The 17,616-nt window shown below is 60.5% G+C and carries 19 protein-coding genes and 4 pseudogenes; 6 read left to right on the top strand and 17 right to left on the bottom strand.

Features of this window, described 5'->3' with window-relative positions; genetic code table 11:
- Nucleotides 1–427 precede the first annotated feature (427 nt).
- Nucleotides 428–673 (bottom strand): annotated as a pseudogene (locus tag V1278_RS12495) (TrbI/VirB10 family protein); the annotation flags it as partial.
- A 277-nt stretch (nucleotides 674–950) separates the two neighbouring features.
- Here V1278_RS12495 and V1278_RS12490 point away from each other — a divergent pair.
- Nucleotides 951–1,113, top strand: a pseudogene (locus V1278_RS12490) (SOS response-associated peptidase); the annotation flags it as partial.
- Between the two features lie 11 nt (nucleotides 1,114–1,124).
- Here V1278_RS12490 and V1278_RS12485 read toward each other — a convergent pair.
- Nucleotides 1,125–1,397: a hypothetical protein gene (locus V1278_RS12485; RefSeq protein WP_334362638.1), complete on the bottom strand. Its 273-nt coding sequence runs from the start codon at nucleotides 1,395–1,397 to the stop codon at nucleotides 1,125–1,127.
- A 311-nt stretch (nucleotides 1,398–1,708) separates the two neighbouring features.
- Nucleotides 1,709–1,912, bottom strand: coding sequence for a cold-shock protein (locus tag V1278_RS12480; RefSeq protein WP_334362639.1), 204 nt, complete (start codon nucleotides 1,910–1,912; stop codon nucleotides 1,709–1,711).
- Nucleotides 1,913–3,319: 1,407 nt separating this feature from the next.
- Between V1278_RS12480 and V1278_RS12475 the strand changes: the two are divergent.
- From V1278_RS12475 to V1278_RS12465, 3 genes and pseudogenes are all read left to right on the top strand, one after another.
- Nucleotides 3,320–3,445, top strand: a pseudogene (locus V1278_RS12475) (DUF3551 domain-containing protein); the annotation flags it as partial.
- Between the two features lie 50 nt (nucleotides 3,446–3,495).
- Nucleotides 3,496–3,879, top strand: a complete 384-nt coding sequence (locus V1278_RS12470) for a hypothetical protein (RefSeq protein ID WP_334380922.1) — start codon at nucleotides 3,496–3,498, stop codon at nucleotides 3,877–3,879.
- Between the two features lie 192 nt (nucleotides 3,880–4,071).
- On the top strand, nucleotides 4,072–4,338 hold the full coding sequence (locus V1278_RS12465) for a PRC-barrel domain-containing protein (protein ID WP_334380921.1): 267 nt from the start codon (nucleotides 4,072–4,074) through the stop codon (nucleotides 4,336–4,338).
- 270 nt (nucleotides 4,339–4,608) lie between these two features.
- On the opposite strand, the gene rocD is transcribed toward V1278_RS12465, so the two are convergent.
- The 12 genes and pseudogenes from rocD to V1278_RS12405 all read right to left on the bottom strand — a co-directional run bounded on the left by rocD (nucleotide 4,609) and on the right by V1278_RS12405 (nucleotide 14,490).
- Nucleotides 4,609–5,823, bottom strand: coding sequence for an ornithine--oxo-acid transaminase (gene rocD / locus V1278_RS12460; protein ID WP_334380920.1), 1,215 nt, complete (start codon nucleotides 5,821–5,823; stop codon nucleotides 4,609–4,611).
- Nucleotides 5,824–6,307: 484 nt separating this feature from the next.
- Nucleotides 6,308–7,615: an MFS transporter gene (locus V1278_RS12455; protein WP_334380919.1), complete on the bottom strand. Its 1,308-nt coding sequence runs from the start codon at nucleotides 7,613–7,615 to the stop codon at nucleotides 6,308–6,310.
- Between the two features lie 127 nt (nucleotides 7,616–7,742).
- The gene (locus V1278_RS12450) at nucleotides 7,743–8,318 is read right to left on the bottom strand and encodes a ribbon-helix-helix protein, CopG family (RefSeq protein ID WP_334380918.1); all 576 of its coding nucleotides are present in this window, start codon (nucleotides 8,316–8,318) and stop codon (nucleotides 7,743–7,745) included.
- A gap of 220 nt (nucleotides 8,319–8,538) precedes the next feature.
- Nucleotides 8,539–10,292: pseudogene (locus tag V1278_RS12445) on the bottom strand (relaxase/mobilization nuclease domain-containing protein).
- Nucleotides 10,289–10,594, bottom strand: coding sequence for a hypothetical protein (locus V1278_RS12440; protein WP_334380917.1), 306 nt, complete (start codon nucleotides 10,592–10,594; stop codon nucleotides 10,289–10,291). The pseudogene V1278_RS12445 and the gene V1278_RS12440 overlap by 4 nt, the downstream one beginning before the upstream one ends.
- A gap of 186 nt (nucleotides 10,595–10,780) precedes the next feature.
- Nucleotides 10,781–11,266: a S26 family signal peptidase gene (locus tag V1278_RS12435; protein ID WP_334380916.1), complete on the bottom strand. Its 486-nt coding sequence runs from the start codon at nucleotides 11,264–11,266 to the stop codon at nucleotides 10,781–10,783.
- 23 nt (nucleotides 11,267–11,289) lie between these two features.
- The gene (locus V1278_RS12430; RefSeq protein ID WP_334380915.1) at nucleotides 11,290–11,754 is read right to left on the bottom strand and encodes a DUF2840 domain-containing protein; all 465 of its coding nucleotides are present in this window, start codon (nucleotides 11,752–11,754) and stop codon (nucleotides 11,290–11,292) included.
- Nucleotides 11,755–12,001: 247 nt separating this feature from the next.
- Nucleotides 12,002–12,883, bottom strand: a complete 882-nt coding sequence (locus V1278_RS12425) for a replication initiator protein A (protein WP_334380914.1) — start codon at nucleotides 12,881–12,883, stop codon at nucleotides 12,002–12,004.
- Nucleotides 12,883–13,164: a helix-turn-helix transcriptional regulator gene (locus V1278_RS12420; protein ID WP_334380913.1), complete on the bottom strand. Its 282-nt coding sequence runs from the start codon at nucleotides 13,162–13,164 to the stop codon at nucleotides 12,883–12,885. The genes V1278_RS12425 and V1278_RS12420 overlap by 1 nt, the downstream gene beginning before the upstream one ends.
- A 129-nt stretch (nucleotides 13,165–13,293) precedes the next feature.
- Entirely contained in the window at nucleotides 13,294–13,824 is a 531-nt protein-coding gene (locus V1278_RS12415) for a DUF2285 domain-containing protein (RefSeq protein WP_334380912.1), read from the bottom strand.
- A 46-nt stretch (nucleotides 13,825–13,870) separates the two neighbouring features.
- Nucleotides 13,871–14,059 (bottom strand): transcriptional regulator domain-containing protein, encoded by a 189-nt coding sequence (locus tag V1278_RS12410; RefSeq protein WP_334380911.1) that lies wholly within the window; start codon nucleotides 14,057–14,059, stop codon nucleotides 13,871–13,873.
- A gap of 134 nt (nucleotides 14,060–14,193) precedes the next feature.
- Nucleotides 14,194–14,490 (bottom strand): DNA -binding domain-containing protein, encoded by a 297-nt coding sequence (locus tag V1278_RS12405; RefSeq protein ID WP_334380910.1) that lies wholly within the window; start codon nucleotides 14,488–14,490, stop codon nucleotides 14,194–14,196.
- Nucleotides 14,491–14,675: 185 nt separating this feature from the next.
- Here V1278_RS12405 and V1278_RS12400 point away from each other — a divergent pair, with 185 nt between their 5' ends.
- Nucleotides 14,676–14,927 carry a helix-turn-helix domain-containing protein gene (locus V1278_RS12400; RefSeq protein ID WP_334380908.1) on the top strand — a complete coding sequence of 84 codons (252 nt, stop codon included), beginning with the start codon at nucleotides 14,676–14,678 and terminating at the stop codon, nucleotides 14,925–14,927.
- 200 nt (nucleotides 14,928–15,127) lie between these two features.
- Here V1278_RS12400 and V1278_RS12395 read toward each other — a convergent pair whose 3' ends face one another.
- A complete protein-coding gene (locus V1278_RS12395; RefSeq protein WP_334384161.1) occupies nucleotides 15,128–16,318 on the bottom strand; it encodes a DUF932 domain-containing protein in 1,191 nt (396 codons plus the stop codon).
- Between the two features lie 4 nt (nucleotides 16,319–16,322).
- Between V1278_RS12395 and V1278_RS12390 the strand changes: the two genes are divergently transcribed.
- On the top strand, nucleotides 16,323–16,499 hold the full coding sequence (locus V1278_RS12390) for a hypothetical protein (protein ID WP_334380907.1): 177 nt from the start codon (nucleotides 16,323–16,325) through the stop codon (nucleotides 16,497–16,499).
- Between the two features lie 181 nt (nucleotides 16,500–16,680).
- On the opposite strand, the gene V1278_RS12385 is transcribed toward V1278_RS12390, so the two are convergent.
- Nucleotides 16,681–16,992: a DUF736 domain-containing protein gene (locus tag V1278_RS12385; RefSeq protein WP_334380906.1), complete on the bottom strand. Its 312-nt coding sequence runs from the start codon at nucleotides 16,990–16,992 to the stop codon at nucleotides 16,681–16,683.
- Nucleotides 16,993–17,616 lie beyond the last annotated feature (624 nt).

Below are 17,616 nucleotides of genomic sequence, written 5' to 3'. Positions count from 1 at the left end.
GAAGCCCGTTCTTGCAGGAGTCGACGCCAGCAAGCTCTTCCAGGATGGCTGGCCCCGACAGCAGTATATTGGGCTGCTATATGCACTCAGGCGGTGAGCTGTCGGGGGTTCGAGTCAGTGGAGCGACTCGAACCCCCGACAACTTTTGTTCTCACGGCAGTTCGCATGCGAAATTTTAATTGAACACTGTTGCTCGTGAGGAGCGCTGTCAGCTCGCAAATGGGATGTAATACCCTGCCCTTACCGTTCTCTAGTTCTGCCAGGCTTCTGTGGGCGTCACGTCAATCCAAAAATGACCGCCCGCTTGCCCTCAGTAGACTTTTCTTGATCTCCAGTGCACACATTGTGCACACGCCGCCTTCCAACCAATTGAAAGACTTCAACTCTCGCTCCAATCCATCATTGGACAGACTCACCCGACAGTTCTTTACCCTCTGTATGGCTCAAGCACGAGGTCGCGATTGACTATGACCCGCACCGGAAATCCCGGCCGTATCGTCAGGGTCGGCTGGATGTTGAGATTGCGCCGAACAACCTGTTGGCCGGTTTGGTTTAGGGAATCCGCTGCCCCACGGCGAAGCGCCTGGAGAATGGCGCTACCTTCGTTGCCGGCATCCGAACCAGATCCGAGTCCGGCCCCGACCCCAAGCAAGGTCGACAGCAGCGCCGCCTTATCTGGAGAGCTTGGCCACCTCCCTCCCCGATGACTTTCGCGGGTCGAAAGCCGATCGGCGGGACAGCCGCCTGGCCTAGGCGGTGCGTGCTTGCTGGTGGCCTGCACCGGCTGCAACTTCCCATGATGTGCATTGCGTGTTGAGTGTTTTTGCTCCTCGGCGTATTCCTCCCAAGACTTGGGCCGCCGAACCCCGGCGGCCCTTTTTTGTGAGCGGAGCTGTTCGTCACCAGGGCGGCGACAAGCCCCTGCCGGTCGCGCTTTCGGTGGGATCGGCGAGCCGATCCACTCGAAGGCGATGCCGGTGATCTTGACGACCGACGAAGAGTGCGAACGTCTGGATACGCGCGCCCTGGGACGAAGCCAAGACGCTGCAACGGCAGTTGGCGGACGGCGCGCCGATGATCGTCGCCCGCGGCGCGGACAAGGCGGCCGCGTGAAGCCTAACGATCTATGATCGTCGGGAATCGATTAACAAACAGCGGAGTTCATCGATCCGCCGCGCGAAGTCCAACGCATTGGCCTTCAACACCTCCATGGCGTGGCCGCGATGACGTTCGTTTTCCAATTCTATGATTCGGTCGTTAAATTCGTCCAGGTGCTTTTGCAGTTTCTCGATTTCGTGTTGAATAGGAAAACGCGCAGCGGGATATTGGTCGACCTTGGCCTGGATCTCTGCGCGCATCGCCAAGAGATTGCCGAGTCTCGGCTGCCGTGCGGTCATGGCCCCTCCGAATCGCGCGGTTGACCACATCATCCTACAACCAGCCCGGCGGGTGTGACAGCGCGTCATCGGGACGCCGCAACGAGCCGCATGGGCACCGGCCGAGAATAAAAATGGCCCCAGCGCGTAACGCGCGCCGAGGCCATCCAAAATATTCACATTTCAAACAGCCAGATAGGGTAGTGGGTACCCATCTGGCGCGCTAACAGGAGCGGGAAAGCTGGCAACGTCTGCACAATAGTGAACAGAGCGTGGAAGATTGTTTGAGTGTGGCCCGCCAGCGTGGCGGCCCCCTCTACGATCCTCGACTATCAACCTACCCTAAGGTTTTCGGCGGATTCTTTCCCGCGGTTCGCTACCACGTCGTAGCTCACCTTGGCGCCCTCATTCAGATTGCTCAGACCTGCCCTCTCGACGGCTGAGATATGGACAAACACGTCCTTGCCGCCAGTGTCGGGCTGAATAAATCCGTAGCCCTTTGTCGCGTTAAACCACTTCACTGTACCTATCGCCACGTCAATTCTCCCCATTGATTCTAAAACACGAAAAGATGGCGACCGAAATCCGGCGAAAGAAAGGGCCCGGCAGCGTGAATCCTCGCACGCGAAAGCCGCCGCTGGGCCGTATCAGCGACGGCTCTTACGCATTACTCTCGCGGCGATGACCTCCGCGATTGCTCAAATCGTATCGGCCGGCAGTTTAGGAAGGGTTGGCCGCTTGGATCCTGGGCAACGCCCGCGCATGGGAACGGGAGGCACTTGAGCGCGTTAATGCTGGCGCTATGCCATCTGGCGCTGGCGCATTGGAATGACGGCCCCAGCCTACAAGCCCCCAGGCTGGGGCCGTTTCCATTAGGGAGCCGACGATGCTCCGGACATCTCTCATCCTATGCGCCCTATTCCTGATGGTCTCGGCCTGTGCGAGCGGTCCCCATGTAGCCGACATGCCGCATTGGATGGGCGGACTGCCGCCGGGCGCGCCTCCGCGTCCGGCTACGCCAGAATACGACGCCTGGCAGGCTGAGCGGGCGAGGGAAGCCGCGAGGCCAAAAACCGGGAGTGCCACCCAGCCGACACGATGATTGAGTCAAAGGGTTGGAACGCTTCAGGCCCCTGGCGAGTCGTTGAGCCGGTATCGTTCACGCGTTTGGACGGGCCATGGACAAAGCGGCCGCCTATGCAATCTCAGCCGGTCTCGTCGGCTTCGGCGTATGGATCGCTATTGCTGGCCTAAGCTCCAGTGCACCGGCTTTATGGATTTGCGCTGCTCTCGTCCCCATAGCGGTCGGGCTCATCAGCGCTGTCGGCCCCACTTAAAACCCATCCCCCTTTTGGGGGCGCCTCGGATCCGTAAGATTTCCACATGCGCGACACGCTGTAGCTTCGTGCTACTTCGGTCCCCAAGGGATTGACAATTTGCGCGATCTCGTCGGCGCGGAATCATTGCTGATGACTTCGCGGCACGACACTCACGATGGGCAGGCAAGTACCTGCCAAGCGGCCCTGCAGACTGGATTGCGAACGGGCACGTTACTTGTTCCGTTCAGTGCCCTCGGTGAACGCGATCGGCGTTTAGTGGACGTCTGGTTGGGATACCCTGCCCCAGGATCAACCTTGGTCGGTGGTCGGCTGGCGCTTCTTCTGCAAGCAGTGCAGCACGGCTGGCTCAGTGACTCATTGCGCGGGCCTGAACCATTCCGAGCACATTGATTATTGCCCACCATCTAAGCACGGCTGTTGTGCCGACTTCGAGGAAGATCCAATGCGCACTTTGGCTTTGACGATTTTGACGTGAGTATAGCCTTAGCAGACGGGCAAGCCCGGGCTCAGACATATGGCCCGGGTTTTTACGGTTCCCCCTTGGCTTATGAGAGCGTACCGAATAGCTACTGCCTGCGAGGGCGGATATAGGGCTATCCGGGCAACTGCCAATTCTCCAGCTACGCCCAATGCATGGCTACCGCGAGTGATACCGACGCCTTTTGCGGGATCAATCCCCAATACGCTTTCGCGCTCCGGCGGCGCGGCGACTACCGACCCCGATACTGAGCGGCAGTGAAGCATCATTGCGGCAGCCTTGGCCACAGCCGAGCGGCTTGATGACAGATATTGGCGTACGACTGGCGAGCGCGACCGACAGGCTTGCGTGGCAGGGGGACATACGACTACCGGCAGAACGGGATTGGCTCGGCGAATGGCGCGCCTACGACAATTTCATTCGCATCTCGAAACCGAAAGAGGCCGGCATGCTGGCCATCAAGGGCGCCACATGGGGTTCAGGCAGCCGCACCCATACCGGCGGGTTCGATTACGACGCAAAGCCTTCTGCCGATAAAATGAGCTTCGGCGACGGGACGGACGAAATCGACTGCCAAGTCACTCTGCAGCTCGTCGGCAAGTTACTGGTTGTCGGCGACAATCTCCATTGCGGCGGCGCAAACGTGTCGTTTTCAGGGATCTACCAAAAGAGACCCAAGCGATAAAGGAGTGCTAGTGGGCCTTGGGGGGAAGCAAGCGCGTGGCAAAGACACATGTGGTAGATCCGACTTCGATGCCAATTGTGATCCCCTCGGGAGTGGTCGGCCGATCGATTGCAGCAGCGCATACAAGAAAGCCATTCGAACTCATGATGACCCTGTCCCGTGTCGGAGCGAGAGTGAGGGCGCCGCTTCCGGATGCGCCGACGACGACATCCGCAGCCCTCGCATGGCCTGATTTCGGAGGCAACTACGCCTACGGCGAAACTCCATGCATTAACAATCCTTGGCGCGCTCGATGAGGCCCGGTCTGAGCTTGTCGGCAAGGCCGTAGTTCTCACTGATGGAAAGGCCGGGACAGTAGAGAACGTTTGGCTTGACGAGCTGCACGGCCTACGAATTTCGATCAGGGGCCACGATGGAAAGTGGCCCGTCTCAACCATCAAATTCGCGCAGACCGGCTGAAACGGCTAAGGCCGAAGGACTGTCTCGAACCGGCATAGCATCGGACCGGCGGTTTCGTCATCAGCGATCCCGCGCACAAGAGATGGCCGAGCTGTATCCCTCCACCAGCAAGCACTCGAGACCAGTAGCTCGGGGAAGGGAAATAGCTCAGCAAGCGCGCGCATCCGCACGCGAGTCTTGAAATGGGTTTTCGGCATACCGAGAAGATGAGGCATGCGGGCGTGTATCGAGACCAACAGAACGACGGCAATCGGCGGCGCTGGCCAGTGGTCACGAGAAATCCTGCCACAAAGTGGCGGCGATCTGTTCCAGCGCCCAGTCGACCTGATCGCTGGAGATAACAAGCGGCGGGGCGATGCGAATCGTGTGCCCATGTGTGTCCTTGGCGAGGATGCCTCGGGCCTGCAGGGCCTGACAGTAGCGACGTGCACCGCCTGCTTCCGGGTGAAGCTCGACGGCAAGCATCAGCCCGCGTCCGCGCACTTCCCGGATCGTGTTGCTGCGGATGCTGCTCAGGCCATCGAGAAAGCGGGTGCCCTGGGCGGCTGCGTTCTCGATCATCCCTTCCTCGACCAGCACGCGCAGCGCGGCCCGAGCCACCGCACAGGCCAGCGGATTGCCGCCGAAGGTCGACCCGTGCTGGCCAGGTTTCAGGGTGCCGAGCACCGCGTTGTTCGAAAGCACGGCCGACACTGGATAAAAGCCGCCGGACAACGCCTTGCCGAGCAGCGTGACATCCGCCTCGATGCCCTCGTGCTGTTCCGCGAGCAGCTTGCCGGTGCGGCCGAGCCCGGTCTGGATCTCGTCCAGAATCAGCATCACGTCGTGCGCAGTGCAGAGTTCGCGCACTGCTGTAAAGTAACCTGACGGTGGGATGACGACGCCCGCTTCTCCCTGGATCGGTTCGACCAAAAAGGCGACCGTGTTGGGCGTGATTGCCTCCTTCAGCGCCATGGCATCGCCGAAGGCGACGATCTTGAAGCCCGCCGCGAACGGTCCGAAATGGTCACGTGCCGCCGGGTCGGTGCTGAAGCCGATGATGCCAAGGGTGCGGCCGTGAAAATTATCGGCGCAGACGATGATCTCGGCCTGCCCGTCCGACACCCCCTTCACCTCATAGCCCCATTTCCGCACCGACTTGATCGCACTCTCCACCGCTTCGGCGCCGCTGTTCATCGGCAGCACCTTGTGGGAGCCGGTCAGCGCCGCGATCTCTTCGTAGAAGAGGGCCAGCTGGTCGTTGTGAAAGGCGCGCGACGTCAGCGTCAGCCGGCCCGCCTGCTCCACCATCGCGGCCAAGATCTTCGGATGGCAGTGGCCCTGATTCACCGCGGAATAGGCGGAGAGGCAATCGAGGTAGCGATGGCCCTGCGTATCCCAAACAAAGACGCCCTCGCCGCGCGACAGGACGACGCCGAGCGGTTCGTAGTTCCGGGCGCCAAAGCGCGCTTCCCTCGCGATGAAATCAGTGACCGATGGATCCATGTTTCGTCACTCCAGTTGGAGCGAATTGGCAGGCATGGGCTATCGCCATTCTCCAACCTGCGAATGCCCGATGATCATCAAATTACCACAGGCAGTTTGCTTGGGACGCATTGGGTGACGGCCGTTTGGGGCCTGCCCAAGGGGGTCGGCGCCCCAGCTCTCCTCGCGCTGCATGATCCCTCCGGCGAGACAGCCTGTCTAGGTGTATACCGACGACGTCCGCTCTACCCCCTGATTGTGTTGCAAAAGTCGTTTTTCGCCGATGACCAAAATTCTGCGGGCCGTGGGCGCGACTTTCGTGTACAAGATGTGAGGGACCTCACAGCCTCACGCAAAATTCACAGGCGACTTCGGTAACGCGATTGAGGCCATACGAATGAGCGATCGCTCGCTGCTTAGTGTTTTCGCGAAAAATCTTGAGCCCTGCAACTTTCGACTTTTGCAACAATATCGACCCAGAAGCCGGCATCAACCGCCAAGTGTGCTAGTGGGTGACCGCCAATGGCCTCAGCGACGTCTTCGTACTGATCGGTGACGCTTTCATCCGGTTCGGATGATGCTTGCGGTTTGCTGCAAATGCTATAGGCACGCGCCTGCCATTCTTCGGAAGCGTGTCACCACCCAAGTTAGAGAAAAACCAGATTGCAGCCGCGATTTGAAGACCGACGTTGCAAGCGAATGCGGTCTGGTAAGCGATGTCTGGATAGTGCCCATCTGTAGGGGTCCAGAACTGAATCACCAATCCCGTCATATATTGCACGACAAACGCGCCACTGATGTGGAAGAGATTCAGCGCCGCATTGGCCCTTCCCGCGAACTCCTTTGGGAAATACTCGGCCAGGATTGCGTAGCTGAGAACGGTCGCAGCACCTACCGCTGCGACGACGCTCCACGGGATATAGGCGGGCAAAGGCAGCCGCAGGATCAACGCCAATTGAGCCACAACGAACACCGTTGCGACGAGGCCGAATAGCAGCCGTGGTCTGACACCGCGCCGGCTCAACCGATCGGCCGTCACACCGAACAGAAGCGCGCCCAAACTCAACGCGATTGCCATGACGAACAAGTAGCGGAGCAATGCGGCTCGATCGAGGCCCTCGACATCGCTAAGCCATGGCGCCGCCCATAAGCCCTGCAAGGCCCAGGCTGTCCCGATGCAGGTGGCCGAAAGCGGCGCGAGACGCCAGAAGCGTGGGTCAGTGAAAATCGTCCTTAGACCATTGGTGGCTGGCTCACCCGCCACCGGCGCAACGTCCGGCGCCTCCGGAACGACAAGGTAGATGAGAAGTGCGCATCCAGCTGAGACCATCGCAAGTAGCTCAAACAGTCCTCGCCAGCCCATCGAGCCCATCAGGAAATCCGCGGGCAAGGTTGCCGTCAGTGCCCCCATGGCTCCCAAGGTGACCATCAGCCCGCTGAGCAGTGGAACGCGTTCCCGAGGAAACCAGACAACGAGCGCTTTCATGCCAGCCGTCATTGCCGCGGCGACTCCGAGACCGATCAGCGCACGGCCGCCCAGGAGGAGCAAGTAATGGTCCGAGACGGCAAATAACGCGGCACCCAGAGCTGCGGCGACCAACACGCCACTCTGAACCCGCCTCGGCCCGCATCGGTCCAACATAATACCAATCGGAATTTGGGCCGCCGCGAAAGTAAGGTAGTAGACAGACGTCAGCAGGCCAAGATCGCCGGCAGCGAGGCCAAACTCCGCGGTCAAAGAGCCGGCGATCGTCGCATTGATGTTGCGGAAGAGAAACGCGAGATAGTAAACGGCAACGAATGGCAAGAACACCCGCAGAAGCAGCTGCCCATTTCTTGTCAGGTCGCCGACACGTCGGCGTCGATCCGCATGGCTGGACCATCGGGATTGCAGTGGCCGGTCGCTCGATTGTTCTTCAATTTCCGGCTTCGCAACTGGCCTAGTGCAGAGGTATTCCTGCTTTTCCTGGAAAGTTGAGCAGGCTGCCGCCCTCCCGGACGGCAGCGGAGTCCACTTCGGTACCACCCGGGCATGACGTGGGGAGGCCTGGCCCGGGATTTAACGAGGAGGTCTGCGCCGCTCCCTTCCCAAAGTCATCAGTGAGAAGATCCCGCGTCTTGCCGAGCCGATCCATCGTCTCCTGCATGAGCGAGGTTCCCGACTGGACGCGACGCCCAACCTGCGCAGCAAATTCGTCGAACCGCTTCGACCCGAGCGCGCAGGCGGCGCGCAGAGCGGCGGGCGGCAGTGGCGGAGTCACCGCAAGCTGGTATCGGGCCTGCAGCGCGACAGTCTCGTTGACGATTCTAAGATTCTGATCGAGTTGTTCGAGCTGGCGGCTCATAAGGGAAAGGCGACGGTCTACCGGGATGCTGTCGACGACATCGTCATCACCGAGGAACTGAGCCAAGGCGGCTTCCACGAGCGCTGATTTGCTGGCGCCGGGACGCTTGGCGGCTGCAGCCAGCCGCGCGGCCATCTGCTCGGAGAGGTAGACGCCAATTCTGGGTTTCATCGTCGGACCTTTTGAGAGCGTGACTTTCCGTAGTGCGCGGCTGAGGTAGCGGATGATGCCGGTCGACCTCAGCCAACACGCTGAATGTGGGCTACAAAAAAGGGCGACTCCCGATTCTGAGCAACCGCTCGATCGCAGCCATCGTGCGTCCGGATAGATTGGCGTACAAAGGCCGATACCCCGCTCGACAGAGCCCAACGACTCGACCCGAATCGGGTAATCACATCGCGAGATCGATCTTCCTTCCAAAGCTCCAGGTCACCCCGCCCCCTCTCGCCGCGACGCCGGATACCTGCCGATCGAGATGTTGCTCCAATGCTGGCCGCCACGGCACGAGTTGAAACCCAAGTCCGTCGTCAATCATGGCAAAGCGGCCTGACGTCAGTGTTATGCGTCGACGATAGACGCCCACGATGCGTTCGCCCTCCGACGAAGGATCGTGGCGTAACCCTGTCTCGGCTGAGAGTCTTGCGACCGCAGCACCAAGCTCCCGTTGTCTCAGGGTATTGAGGAGATCGCGGGCAAAGATGACCCGTGCCCCCTGCCGGCGCGCGAGGCCTTCGCCTGCGAGATGGTCAACCCTGCGCTCCATGGCTTTGCGCACTTCGGATCCGAAACCGCCGTTCGCCACGACCGTATCCTGCGCGAGCAACTGCCGATCAAGCCAGGTCGCGCCCGGCGCCGTTACCTGGGCTTCGACATTGAGATCGGACCGCGTGGCGAGCGAGAGCCGCTTGCGGCCCTGAGCATCGTCGTAACTCCGCGCCTCCACGATCGCACCGGGCATGGCGTCCCCAGTCATTTCGATATCGGTGAACCTGATGTGATGCGTTCGTCCATCAATTCCCTCGACGACCGCATAGGCCGAGCCCTTCAGTTCGTCATGCAGTCCGCGCTCGATTAGACGGCCGACCACTTTATCTGCCGTCTGTTCGCCGTGCAGCGAAAAGCCGGACACGTCCAGCTCGCGGCCAAACCCGCGCATCGCCCGATGCATCGTTTTGATGATGTCGCGGCGAATCGAGAGATCGCGCAGGCTGTCCTCAATACCGGGCTTGAGGGTCCAGCAGCCGGGTACAATCTGCTCGGCGAGCCCGAAGCGTTCCAGTTTGGCAGCCCGGCCGACCATCAGGCGGCGGAGTTCGAGGTCTTCGCCTGATCACTGGGACGAAGGTCCGCCACGCCCGCCCCTTCGTCAGCGGCAATACGCAGCGCCCGATCCAGGCTCGTCCAGCGTTCTGCCTCGACCTCTCTTTCCAGGGCAGACTGGATTTCCCGCTCGCTGCGCGGGCCAAGCTCCAGCGTAACGCGCTCAGCGGCACGATCCCGAAACCCGCGGCTGATGTAATCCCGGCTGATGACCAGATCCTGACCATCCTCTGCGCGGCCGCGGATCAGAACATGGACATGCGGATTGTCGGTGTTCCAATGGTCGACCGCGATCCAGTCCAGTTTGGTTCCGAGATCCCGCGCGACATCGGTCATCAGCTCGCGGGTAAAGGCGCGGAGATCGCCGAGCTCGGCGGCGTCCTCCGGAGAAATAATAAATCGAAAATGGTGCCGGTCATCCTTGCAACGCTCTGCGAAAGCACTCTCATCCGGTGTATCCGACGCTGCATCGAACATCCGGGCATCGGCGCCGTCCCGCGTTACGCCCTCCCGTTTCAGATAGGTAATATGCTTGGACAGCGGTGCCGAGCGAAAGCGGCTGCCGTGGTGGCGGACCACGCGCGCCTTCATCACCACGCGTCGCGAGGTCGAGCGGAGTGACAAGGTGAGCGCGGCACGCCGGCCTCGCCCGAAGCGCGACCGGCTCGCGCCGCCCTTGCCGCGCCCGAAGCCGTCGCCGACATGTCCGGCCCTCTTGGCCGCCCGCATGACCTGGCCAACGAAGCTCTTTGGACGAGAGGAGCGACGTCCGCTATCGCGAATGCGGCCAGGGCGAACACGAAGATCATTGTCGTGCTGGCTCACGATAGCCTCACCGCAATCTTGCTTACGCCGACGGCGCTCGCTGCGTTGATTTCCTTGACGATTTGGAATGGAGCGACAGCTTGGTCGTTCCCGATGCCTCTTAAAACCTCAACCGCACCAACCACATGCGCCCGGCCGAAGGCGGCGCTTTTCCCTTGCCGTCCGTGGCTGGTCTGCTCCTTCTTCCAACCGCTCACCGCCAAGAATGCGAAGCGCTTCGATCGAATGCGATTCAGCGCGTTTGCCTCGTGCGCGACCGTCAGAACTGCAAAAGCGAGCGTCCACCGAACCGCAAACGGCAATCCCAACTGAAGACGAGCATGCCACCGTGCTCGCGGCCATCCAGGGTAAAGCTGCTTCGCGCCGGCCTTTCGGCCGCCCTGGACCGCCGCTGCGCGCGGCGGCTGCAACGACCTTGGTCGGGACGGAGGAATGGTGCCGCGCCCGATCGAACAGAGGAATGGTGGGGGTGCACACGGAACGCACGATCAATCTTTGAATGTCCATACTGGACGTACGCGACCGACGACAGCCGTCGCTGGTGTCATTCCAAAGTAACGCCCGTCGAAGGAGTCTGCGGCTTGCCAGTTCATGAGGAAGAGCTTCCCGTCTTCGACGACGTCGCACCCTTCCCAGACCGGCAACGGCCGCCCACGGCTGTCGCGCTCCAGCGCCTTGCCCATCACGATGCCATCGACCGTAATGGTGCTTCCGCTTCTGCAGACGCTTTGCCGGGGAAGCGCCAGCACACGCTTCAACATCGGAATGGCTGTCGGCAGATAGCCGTTCAGGTGCAGATAGGTTGCCAGCGGCTCGGGGGGCTGAACGGCGACGAGTTCGGTGACGTAGCGACTGCTGGCCGGGCGCACGCGATAGAGGCCGACAGGGACGCTCGCTGAACTGTTCCAGATGTAGATAGGGGAAGGCTTTGCGACGATCGGCCCAGCGAGAATGGCAACTGCGCCGATCGTCATGATGAGAGTTCGGTTTCGGGGCATCACGGGACGACCCTCCGCCGATGCAGCCAGGCCTGATGCCGTGACTTTGTGTAGGCGCGCGGCGTTTCGTTGACGGACAGGCGGTTGTGGACGTGATGCCAATAGTCGGGAGCAGCGTCGGCGGGATCGATGCCGAGTGCCTCAACGGCATCGATCAACTGCAATACGCGCTCGACCTTTGGCCAACCTGACAGGCGCAAGAGAATCTCGCCACCGGGTTTGACATAAGGGACAGTCGAGCAGCGTTGGCCAGTTGCGACCGCCCGCAAGATATCGATGCGGGAAACGACCGTCCCAAAATCGTTCGACATCCAGCGCACGAAGGCAAAGATGCTGTCGGGCGCGAACGACAGGACGCGCCTGTTACGGTCGAGAACTCGCTCCTCGGCCACACGACCGAAGCGAATTCGGTTCTCGATGCGCTTTTCCAGCCAGACAAGCTCGACCTGTGTGAGATCGCTCATGAGGCGGCTCCGTCTGCTCGAAGACCGGACACCTTGGGCCGGGCAAGCAAATCGGGCAGCGGGTTATGCACAGCGAGGAAAACGGCGCGGTCCGTTAGAAGAAATCCGAAGGATTTCTGGTTAGTAAAGTTACGGCGCCTGAAACGCGATTGATAACAATCGCATAAGACCGATTCCGGTCCCCGATAGCACGAGGATCTAGTCCCCGATGGTACGAGGGTTGCGGTCCCCGATAGCACGAGATGATTCACAGCTTATCTCCAGCCTGAGGTACGGGACCGCGCTTGCGAAGCCGCTCCGCGAATGGATCGATGCAATGGGGCGTAAAGTTCAAACGTTCGACGCCGTTCGGATCGCGCGTGATCAGGAGTTCATAGCCGGGCAAGGTCTGCCGCCGGACGATTTCGCGGAGGTCAAAAGCAAAGTGTTTGAGCGGCGAGAGGCTGCCGGACTTGGCGTGGAGATGCAGAAAGTCAAAGCTCCAACCGCCCTGCTGGCGACCGCCGTGCTTGCGGACAAGCCGGTAAAGCCAGCGCTCGAGTCCGCCGGTCAAACCGAAATAGGCGCGGTCGATAGTCAGCACGAGCGCGTCATCGCGAACGCCGGCATAGAACCAATCTGGCACAATAAGTTCGAGGCCCAACGGGCGCCCATTGGCGTCGGCCGTCTCTTTCCATTCGTTGATCCAGGAAAAGCGATGCCGCCGCCGTTCTGCCGGCTGGCGGATCGATGTCAGCACCGAAGTTGCCTGTAACCGGTCGAGACCTGCCTTGAGGCGATCGTAGTCGCGCACGCTGGTGCCGCGGCCGACGAAGGTCAGAATTTCGTAAGGCGTAGCCGCCATCAGACGCGAGGTCTTCAGACCTGCGTCACGCGCCTCGACAATTTGCGAGGCGGCCCAGATCAGAACGTCAGCATCCCAGATTGTCGCCATGCCGTGTTCCGGCATCGGTTCAACCCGAATGGAAATGTTTCCCGCTCGGAAATCGATCGGCACAACCCGTTTTGACTTGGCGAGCGAAAAGAATGGATAGGCCATCAAATCCTGGGCGTCGCGCGGCGCCAGATCACCGGGCAAGGCACGGAACAGCTCGAGCTGGCTGCGCTCGGATCGTAATTTGTGCCGCATCAGCGACGCTCCTGGCCGGCATAGGGGCGAAGTGTCGCGTGCTTCTTGGCAGGCAGCACCGTCCCCTTCCCGGGGTCGGACGTCGACGTCTTGGCGCCGAGATCGGCCCAGGCCTTCAGATCATCGAGCGCATAGACCACGCGGCCACCGATCTTCCGATAGGTCGGTCCGGTGCCGTAGGTGCGGTGCTTTTCCAAGGTGCGACCGGACAGTCCGAGGTATCGCGCGGCCTCCGGCGTTCGCAGGAAACGTGGCGGCAGACCAGCCATGGGATCGGGCATTCGAGGGCTCCATGAGGGGATCGCGTCATTGCTGCGGTGACAGCGTGTATGCGGTGATCATGGAGGAGCATTCCCGCGCAGGGGGATGCCGAAGATTGAGGGGTGGATTTTCGCTACCCTTAGAAGGACCTATTTGTCCTTGCGTCTTGGACGCAGGAGTTCGCGATAACCACCGCGCATCAAGGCGAGGCCGCGCTGCACCAGGCGAATGGTGCGATTGCGCAGATCGTGCGTCTTCCAGGCGCGCTCCGGAATTTGCTTCTTGCCAAACAGGCCTTCGGCGATCGCGCGATAGGTTTTGCCCTCGTTGCGTCCATCCAGCGCACGCAAGACAAGGGTCATCCGCTGACGTCGGTGTGGAGCGTAGTCAGCGAGCGGTCGACAGGGAGAACGGCCGCTCAGCGCACGCCAGAGCGAGTGGGCCGCCTGGGCCCGGAGTTCAAACGACGAGTCGATTGGCAACTCTATCGCTTGCGCAGCGCCGGCGGCAGGCAATTCCTTCAACCACACGCGATGCGTGGCGCCGCCGAACCGAAGCACGGCATGCCAGCCGTCCGTGCTCGACCGCAGTTCGCCGCCAGGCAAACTTGCGAAATCCAGTGAGAGCGGTTGAGCAGAAGCGTGCGACGAAGCGCTCACCGACAAAACGGTCGGCAACACTTCGGGCGACCAAAAGATAGTCTGCTCGTAGCAAGCCTTTTGCGGATCAGCCGCGAAAAGTCAGGCCCCATTTCTTCCGGAATTCGGCTGGAGCGGCGTCAAGTGGATTGGCAAGCTCGCAATAGTGTTTTCGGTATTCGGGATTACGGCGAAGGCATTCCCAGGCGAGACCCGTCAGATCGGCGTTCTGCACTTTTGAATAGGCCTCGGGCGAGCGCCAATCGAATTCCGGCATTGTACTTGATCCTCACGCAATACGGTGCGGCATTGCAGCACGAAAATTGTGAACCATTTGTGGTTGCAATGCGTAATGAACCGTTTGGTTACGCGAAATATTTTGTGGCAAAGAAATTATTCTGCGCGATGGATCTACTGATCCCTGTCCGGCTGCTTGCCTGGACCACCGCGAAGCAAATGGCCGTAGCCACGACTTGTCATCCATTTGGCGCGAGCCAGATGGCTCTCGAAGGCCGTCCGCGCACGCTCCGGATACTGGACCGGATCGATGTGAAGCACGATGCGCGCCACCTCGCGCCAGTCGGCATTCTCAGCGTCGGCGTCCAACAGCCGGAGATAGGTGACGACATGTTGCTCGTCATAGGCCGTCAGCACGGGGCTATCCGGTGCCAGGTCCGCAACATCAGGGTCCAGCGGGGGTGACGGCATAAGACTCCTTAGAGCTACGGGGCTGCGCCTGCCAGCTGATAGCCCCAGTTTAGTCCTATTCAAGGCAATTCGCAGCCGAGCTTTGCGAAAGTTGTCATTCCCGGAGGGCATTCGAATGCGACGCAGTTGGGAATACATACTATAGGAGATAAACCTCATAGTATGTAAAGAAGCAACTTGCGCGAATGGATATGCGCAAGTTGGTTGGCCGAAACTTCGGGCGACTGCGGAAGCAGAAGGGCTTCACGCAGGAGAAGTTTGCGGAAGCATCCGGCTTTACCCAACAATACATCAGCGGTCTCGAAAACGGACGTCGCAATCCGACCGTCGTTACATTGTTTGAACTCGCAACGACCTTGGGCGTGAGCCATATCGACCTTGTCCTACCAGATGATGAATCACGCAGCGAGCGGTCCAAACACTCCAAGAAAAAGTGAACGGTTCCATTCGAAATTCCATCGCTGACGAATGCGCCTCTCAGTTGCTCCGCGAGCCGGGCCAAAGGCCCGGCGAGCGCCGGCGCGGGCACGCGTCATCGCCGCCGATCCGCTTGCCGGATCGGCGGCGGCGCATGCAATGCACCTGAACGAAAATGGAAAGTAGCCGCGCAATTTTCTCAAATTGCGCGGCTCAATTTCTAGATGGCGCGTTCCATCAAGCGTTTGGCCTTCCCCTCCAGCTCCAGCCGCGCATCCTGATGCGACTTGGTCCGGGCCAGCGCTGTAATCCCTTGCACGAAGTCAAAGACGCTTTCGGGCTTCCGACTTTCTTTGCCAAGCACGGTTTCGATAATCTTCGCGGTCTCCGATTTCGAAAACCCGCCTTTGCGCAAGAAACTTTCCCGATCCTCATCGGTCCGGGCAACAATCCGACCGCGCGCGGCCTTGATACCGGCAACGAAGGGCGCCGGAGAAGAATTGGCAAAGCTGGTCAAGGCCGGTGCCGCCTCATACGCGAAACGTTGAGCGGCAAATTTGGAGTGCCGGATGGTGATTTCTTCGAAATTCTCGACGCCCCATAGATTGCGGTTCATGCAAACGGCGCGGAGGTAGAAACTGGCAATTCCGAGCGTCTTGCTGCCGACCTCGCTATTCCAGCAGTAAAATCCCCGGAAATACAAATCCGGTGAGCCATCGGGCAATCGGCCCGCTTCGATCGGATTCGTGTCGTCGACCAGAAAAAGGAACACGTCGCGGTCGCTGGCGTAAAGCGTCGTCGTGTCCTTGGTCACGTCTACGAAGGGGTTATGGGTCATCGTGCTCCAATCCAACACGCCGGGGACTTTCCATCGCGTGTCACCGGTGCCGTTGCCAGCGATGTTCATGACGGCCGCGACCAGTTCATGATCCCAGATGCGGCCATAATCCGGCCCGGTCACCGCGCGAAGTTCGACACGTCCGTTGTCGGCTTCCAACGTTTTGACAAGTTCGGCACGATGGGAGAGCAAGCCGTGCTGCAAGTTGATAGCCGATAAGGCCGCGGGAAGTTGCCGCAAATAGGAAGTTGGCGCGCCAACCAGTGTGCACAATTGCCCGAAACTCCAATGGGTCGGCACGACCTGTTCGTCGCGCCCGGGGACTATCAAGGCAAGCCGCTCCGAACTATCCCGGTTTGCTTCTGCCCGGATGGCCCGGCTTTCCACCGTCCGCGCCTGCGCGCGCTCCGCCCTGCCCCGCACTGCTTCATAGAGATCAGAAAGGTTCAGGAAGCGTTCGTCATCGGGCCGCGCAAACCACTCCGAGGAAACGCGGCCGATCCGCTGGCCGCGCGATACGTCGACGCGGAAACCGCTTGAAGCAGTCTGCTCGCTTTGGGTCAAGGTCATCATGTTCATGGTCTTTCTCCTTTGGGCTGAGGTTGAAGCGCAGCGCTGCGCTGCAACCCTGCCCGTCGGCGAGACCTGGGGTAGCAAGGGCAAGGGCGGCTGGACGTGGAGGGGGATCACCCGCCTGACAAGGGCGCGCGACAACGCGCGCGTCTGCACGCGCCTGACGATCACATCGTCATGAAGATCCTTTTGCGCGGAAGACCGGGGAAACCCGTCCGGCCGGCACGCTTGGCGTGCTTCACCCTTGCCCGCGCGAGGGCGGAGCCCTTAGCAGTCTTTTCAAAAATAAAACTCTTCTTGCTTCCGCACGCAAAAAAGCCCCGCCTCCGAAGAGGCGGGGCGCGCGAGATTTAAGGTCAGGATCAGTCGCCGCTGCGGCGAGACCAGATCAGGGTGAAGCCCTCATCGCCGTCGACCTTCACCAGCGAGGCGTAGATCGGTGCCGGGAAGCTCGGGTCGTCGAGCTTGACCGAGAGATACTCGCGATCGCTGTCGCGGGCGGTCTTCTTCCAGGCAGCGCCGAATTCGGTGGCGCCGGCGAAGATGCGGTAGTCGGGGGCCTTGTCGTTCTCCTTGTCGCTCGGGGAGAATTTCGCCTTGATGTTGAGCGTCAGGGTCTTGATCGAACCGATGTAGCCGTTGTCCGAGGCGGTGAAGGTGCCGATGGTAGCCATGGTAAGTCTCCGTTTGTTGCTCGGGCCGCGCCCATCGCAGCCTCGATGGCGATCCTTGGCCCGAGGAGCGATCGGCCCGCAGCCCTTGGGCCCGCAGCGTCAGCGGAGGACGGCGTGAGCCTGCTTTTTTGATTTCCCGCGAGGAATGCCGCGTCTTTCGCGGCAGGGGAAAAAAGCAGGCGTAGCCGTTGCGGGAAGGCGATCGAGGCCTTTGGCCGGCCCTCGGGCCTGATCAGCCATTCGAGGTTGCGTTGGACGCGAGCCATGAAACGAACTGACGGAGATAATCATGGCTGCCGGCATCACCACAGCACAAGGATGCGGCTTGATCGGTCGAGCACTTGCTGGCAGTCGCGCATCACCGGCCATGACGACGCGAAGGAGAAAACGCAAGCAAGCGCTTTCGCAATCTGTCGCGCGAGATCGAAGACGACCAGAGGAAATCCCGCCGAAAGGCGATCCAAGCGTTCGAAATCATCCGACAATGGAGCATTTGGCGCAAAGTTCGCCTCGCCGGTCGGCAATGCGGTAATCCCACCGATCCAGCAACAAACGATGCATCTCCGAGAGATTGCGCCCGCTCCGCCAGGAGGGCTTGAGCGTAGTGCAGCTTTGCCAACTGTG

The organism is Bradyrhizobium sp. AZCC 1577, assembly GCF_036924575.1.
Taxonomy (GTDB): Bacteria; Pseudomonadota; Alphaproteobacteria; order Rhizobiales; family Xanthobacteraceae; genus Bradyrhizobium.
The sequence above is the reverse complement of the archived record's forward strand: the minus strand, read 5'-3'. Positions and strand labels throughout refer to the sequence as shown.

Excerpts from the sequence above, each read along its gene's own strand:
- V1278_RS12385 (WP_334380906.1), bottom strand. The coding sequence starts at position 16,992 with ATGGCTACCATCGGCACCTTCACCGCCTCGGACAACGGCTACATCGGT.
- V1278_RS12435 (WP_334380916.1), bottom strand. The coding sequence starts at position 11,266 with ATGACGATCGGCGCAGTTGCCATTCTCGCTGGGCCGATCGTCGCAAAG.
- V1278_RS12410 (WP_334380911.1), bottom strand. The coding sequence starts at position 14,059 with ATGCCGGAATTCGATTGGCGCTCGCCCGAGGCCTATTCAAAAGTGCAG.
- V1278_RS12465 (WP_334380921.1), top strand. The coding sequence starts at position 4,072 with ATGCGCCGACGACGACATCCGCAGCCCTCGCATGGCCTGATTTCGGAG.
- V1278_RS12450 (WP_334380918.1), bottom strand. The coding sequence starts at position 8,318 with ATGAAACCCAGAATTGGCGTCTACCTCTCCGAGCAGATGGCCGCGCGG.
- V1278_RS12425 (WP_334380914.1), bottom strand. The coding sequence starts at position 12,883 with ATGCGGCACAAATTACGATCCGAGCGCAGCCAGCTCGAGCTGTTCCGT.
- V1278_RS12430 (WP_334380915.1), bottom strand. The coding sequence starts at position 11,754 with ATGAGCGATCTCACACAGGTCGAGCTTGTCTGGCTGGAAAAGCGCATC.
- V1278_RS12390 (WP_334380907.1), top strand. The coding sequence starts at position 16,323 with ATGGTCTTTCTCCTTTGGGCTGAGGTTGAAGCGCAGCGCTGCGCTGCA.
- V1278_RS12470 (WP_334380922.1), top strand. The coding sequence starts at position 3,496 with ATGACAGATATTGGCGTACGACTGGCGAGCGCGACCGACAGGCTTGCG.
- rocD (WP_334380920.1), bottom strand. The coding sequence starts at position 5,823 with ATGGATCCATCGGTCACTGATTTCATCGCGAGGGAAGCGCGCTTTGGC.
- V1278_RS12485 (WP_334362638.1), bottom strand. The coding sequence starts at position 1,397 with ATGACCGCACGGCAGCCGAGACTCGGCAATCTCTTGGCGATGCGCGCA.
- V1278_RS12420 (WP_334380913.1), bottom strand. The coding sequence starts at position 13,164 with ATGCCCGATCCCATGGCTGGTCTGCCGCCACGTTTCCTGCGAACGCCG.
- V1278_RS12400 (WP_334380908.1), top strand. The coding sequence starts at position 14,676 with ATGGATATGCGCAAGTTGGTTGGCCGAAACTTCGGGCGACTGCGGAAG.
- V1278_RS12405 (WP_334380910.1), bottom strand. The coding sequence starts at position 14,490 with ATGCCGTCACCCCCGCTGGACCCTGATGTTGCGGACCTGGCACCGGAT.
- V1278_RS12395 (WP_334384161.1), bottom strand. The coding sequence starts at position 16,318 with ATGATGACCTTGACCCAAAGCGAGCAGACTGCTTCAAGCGGTTTCCGC.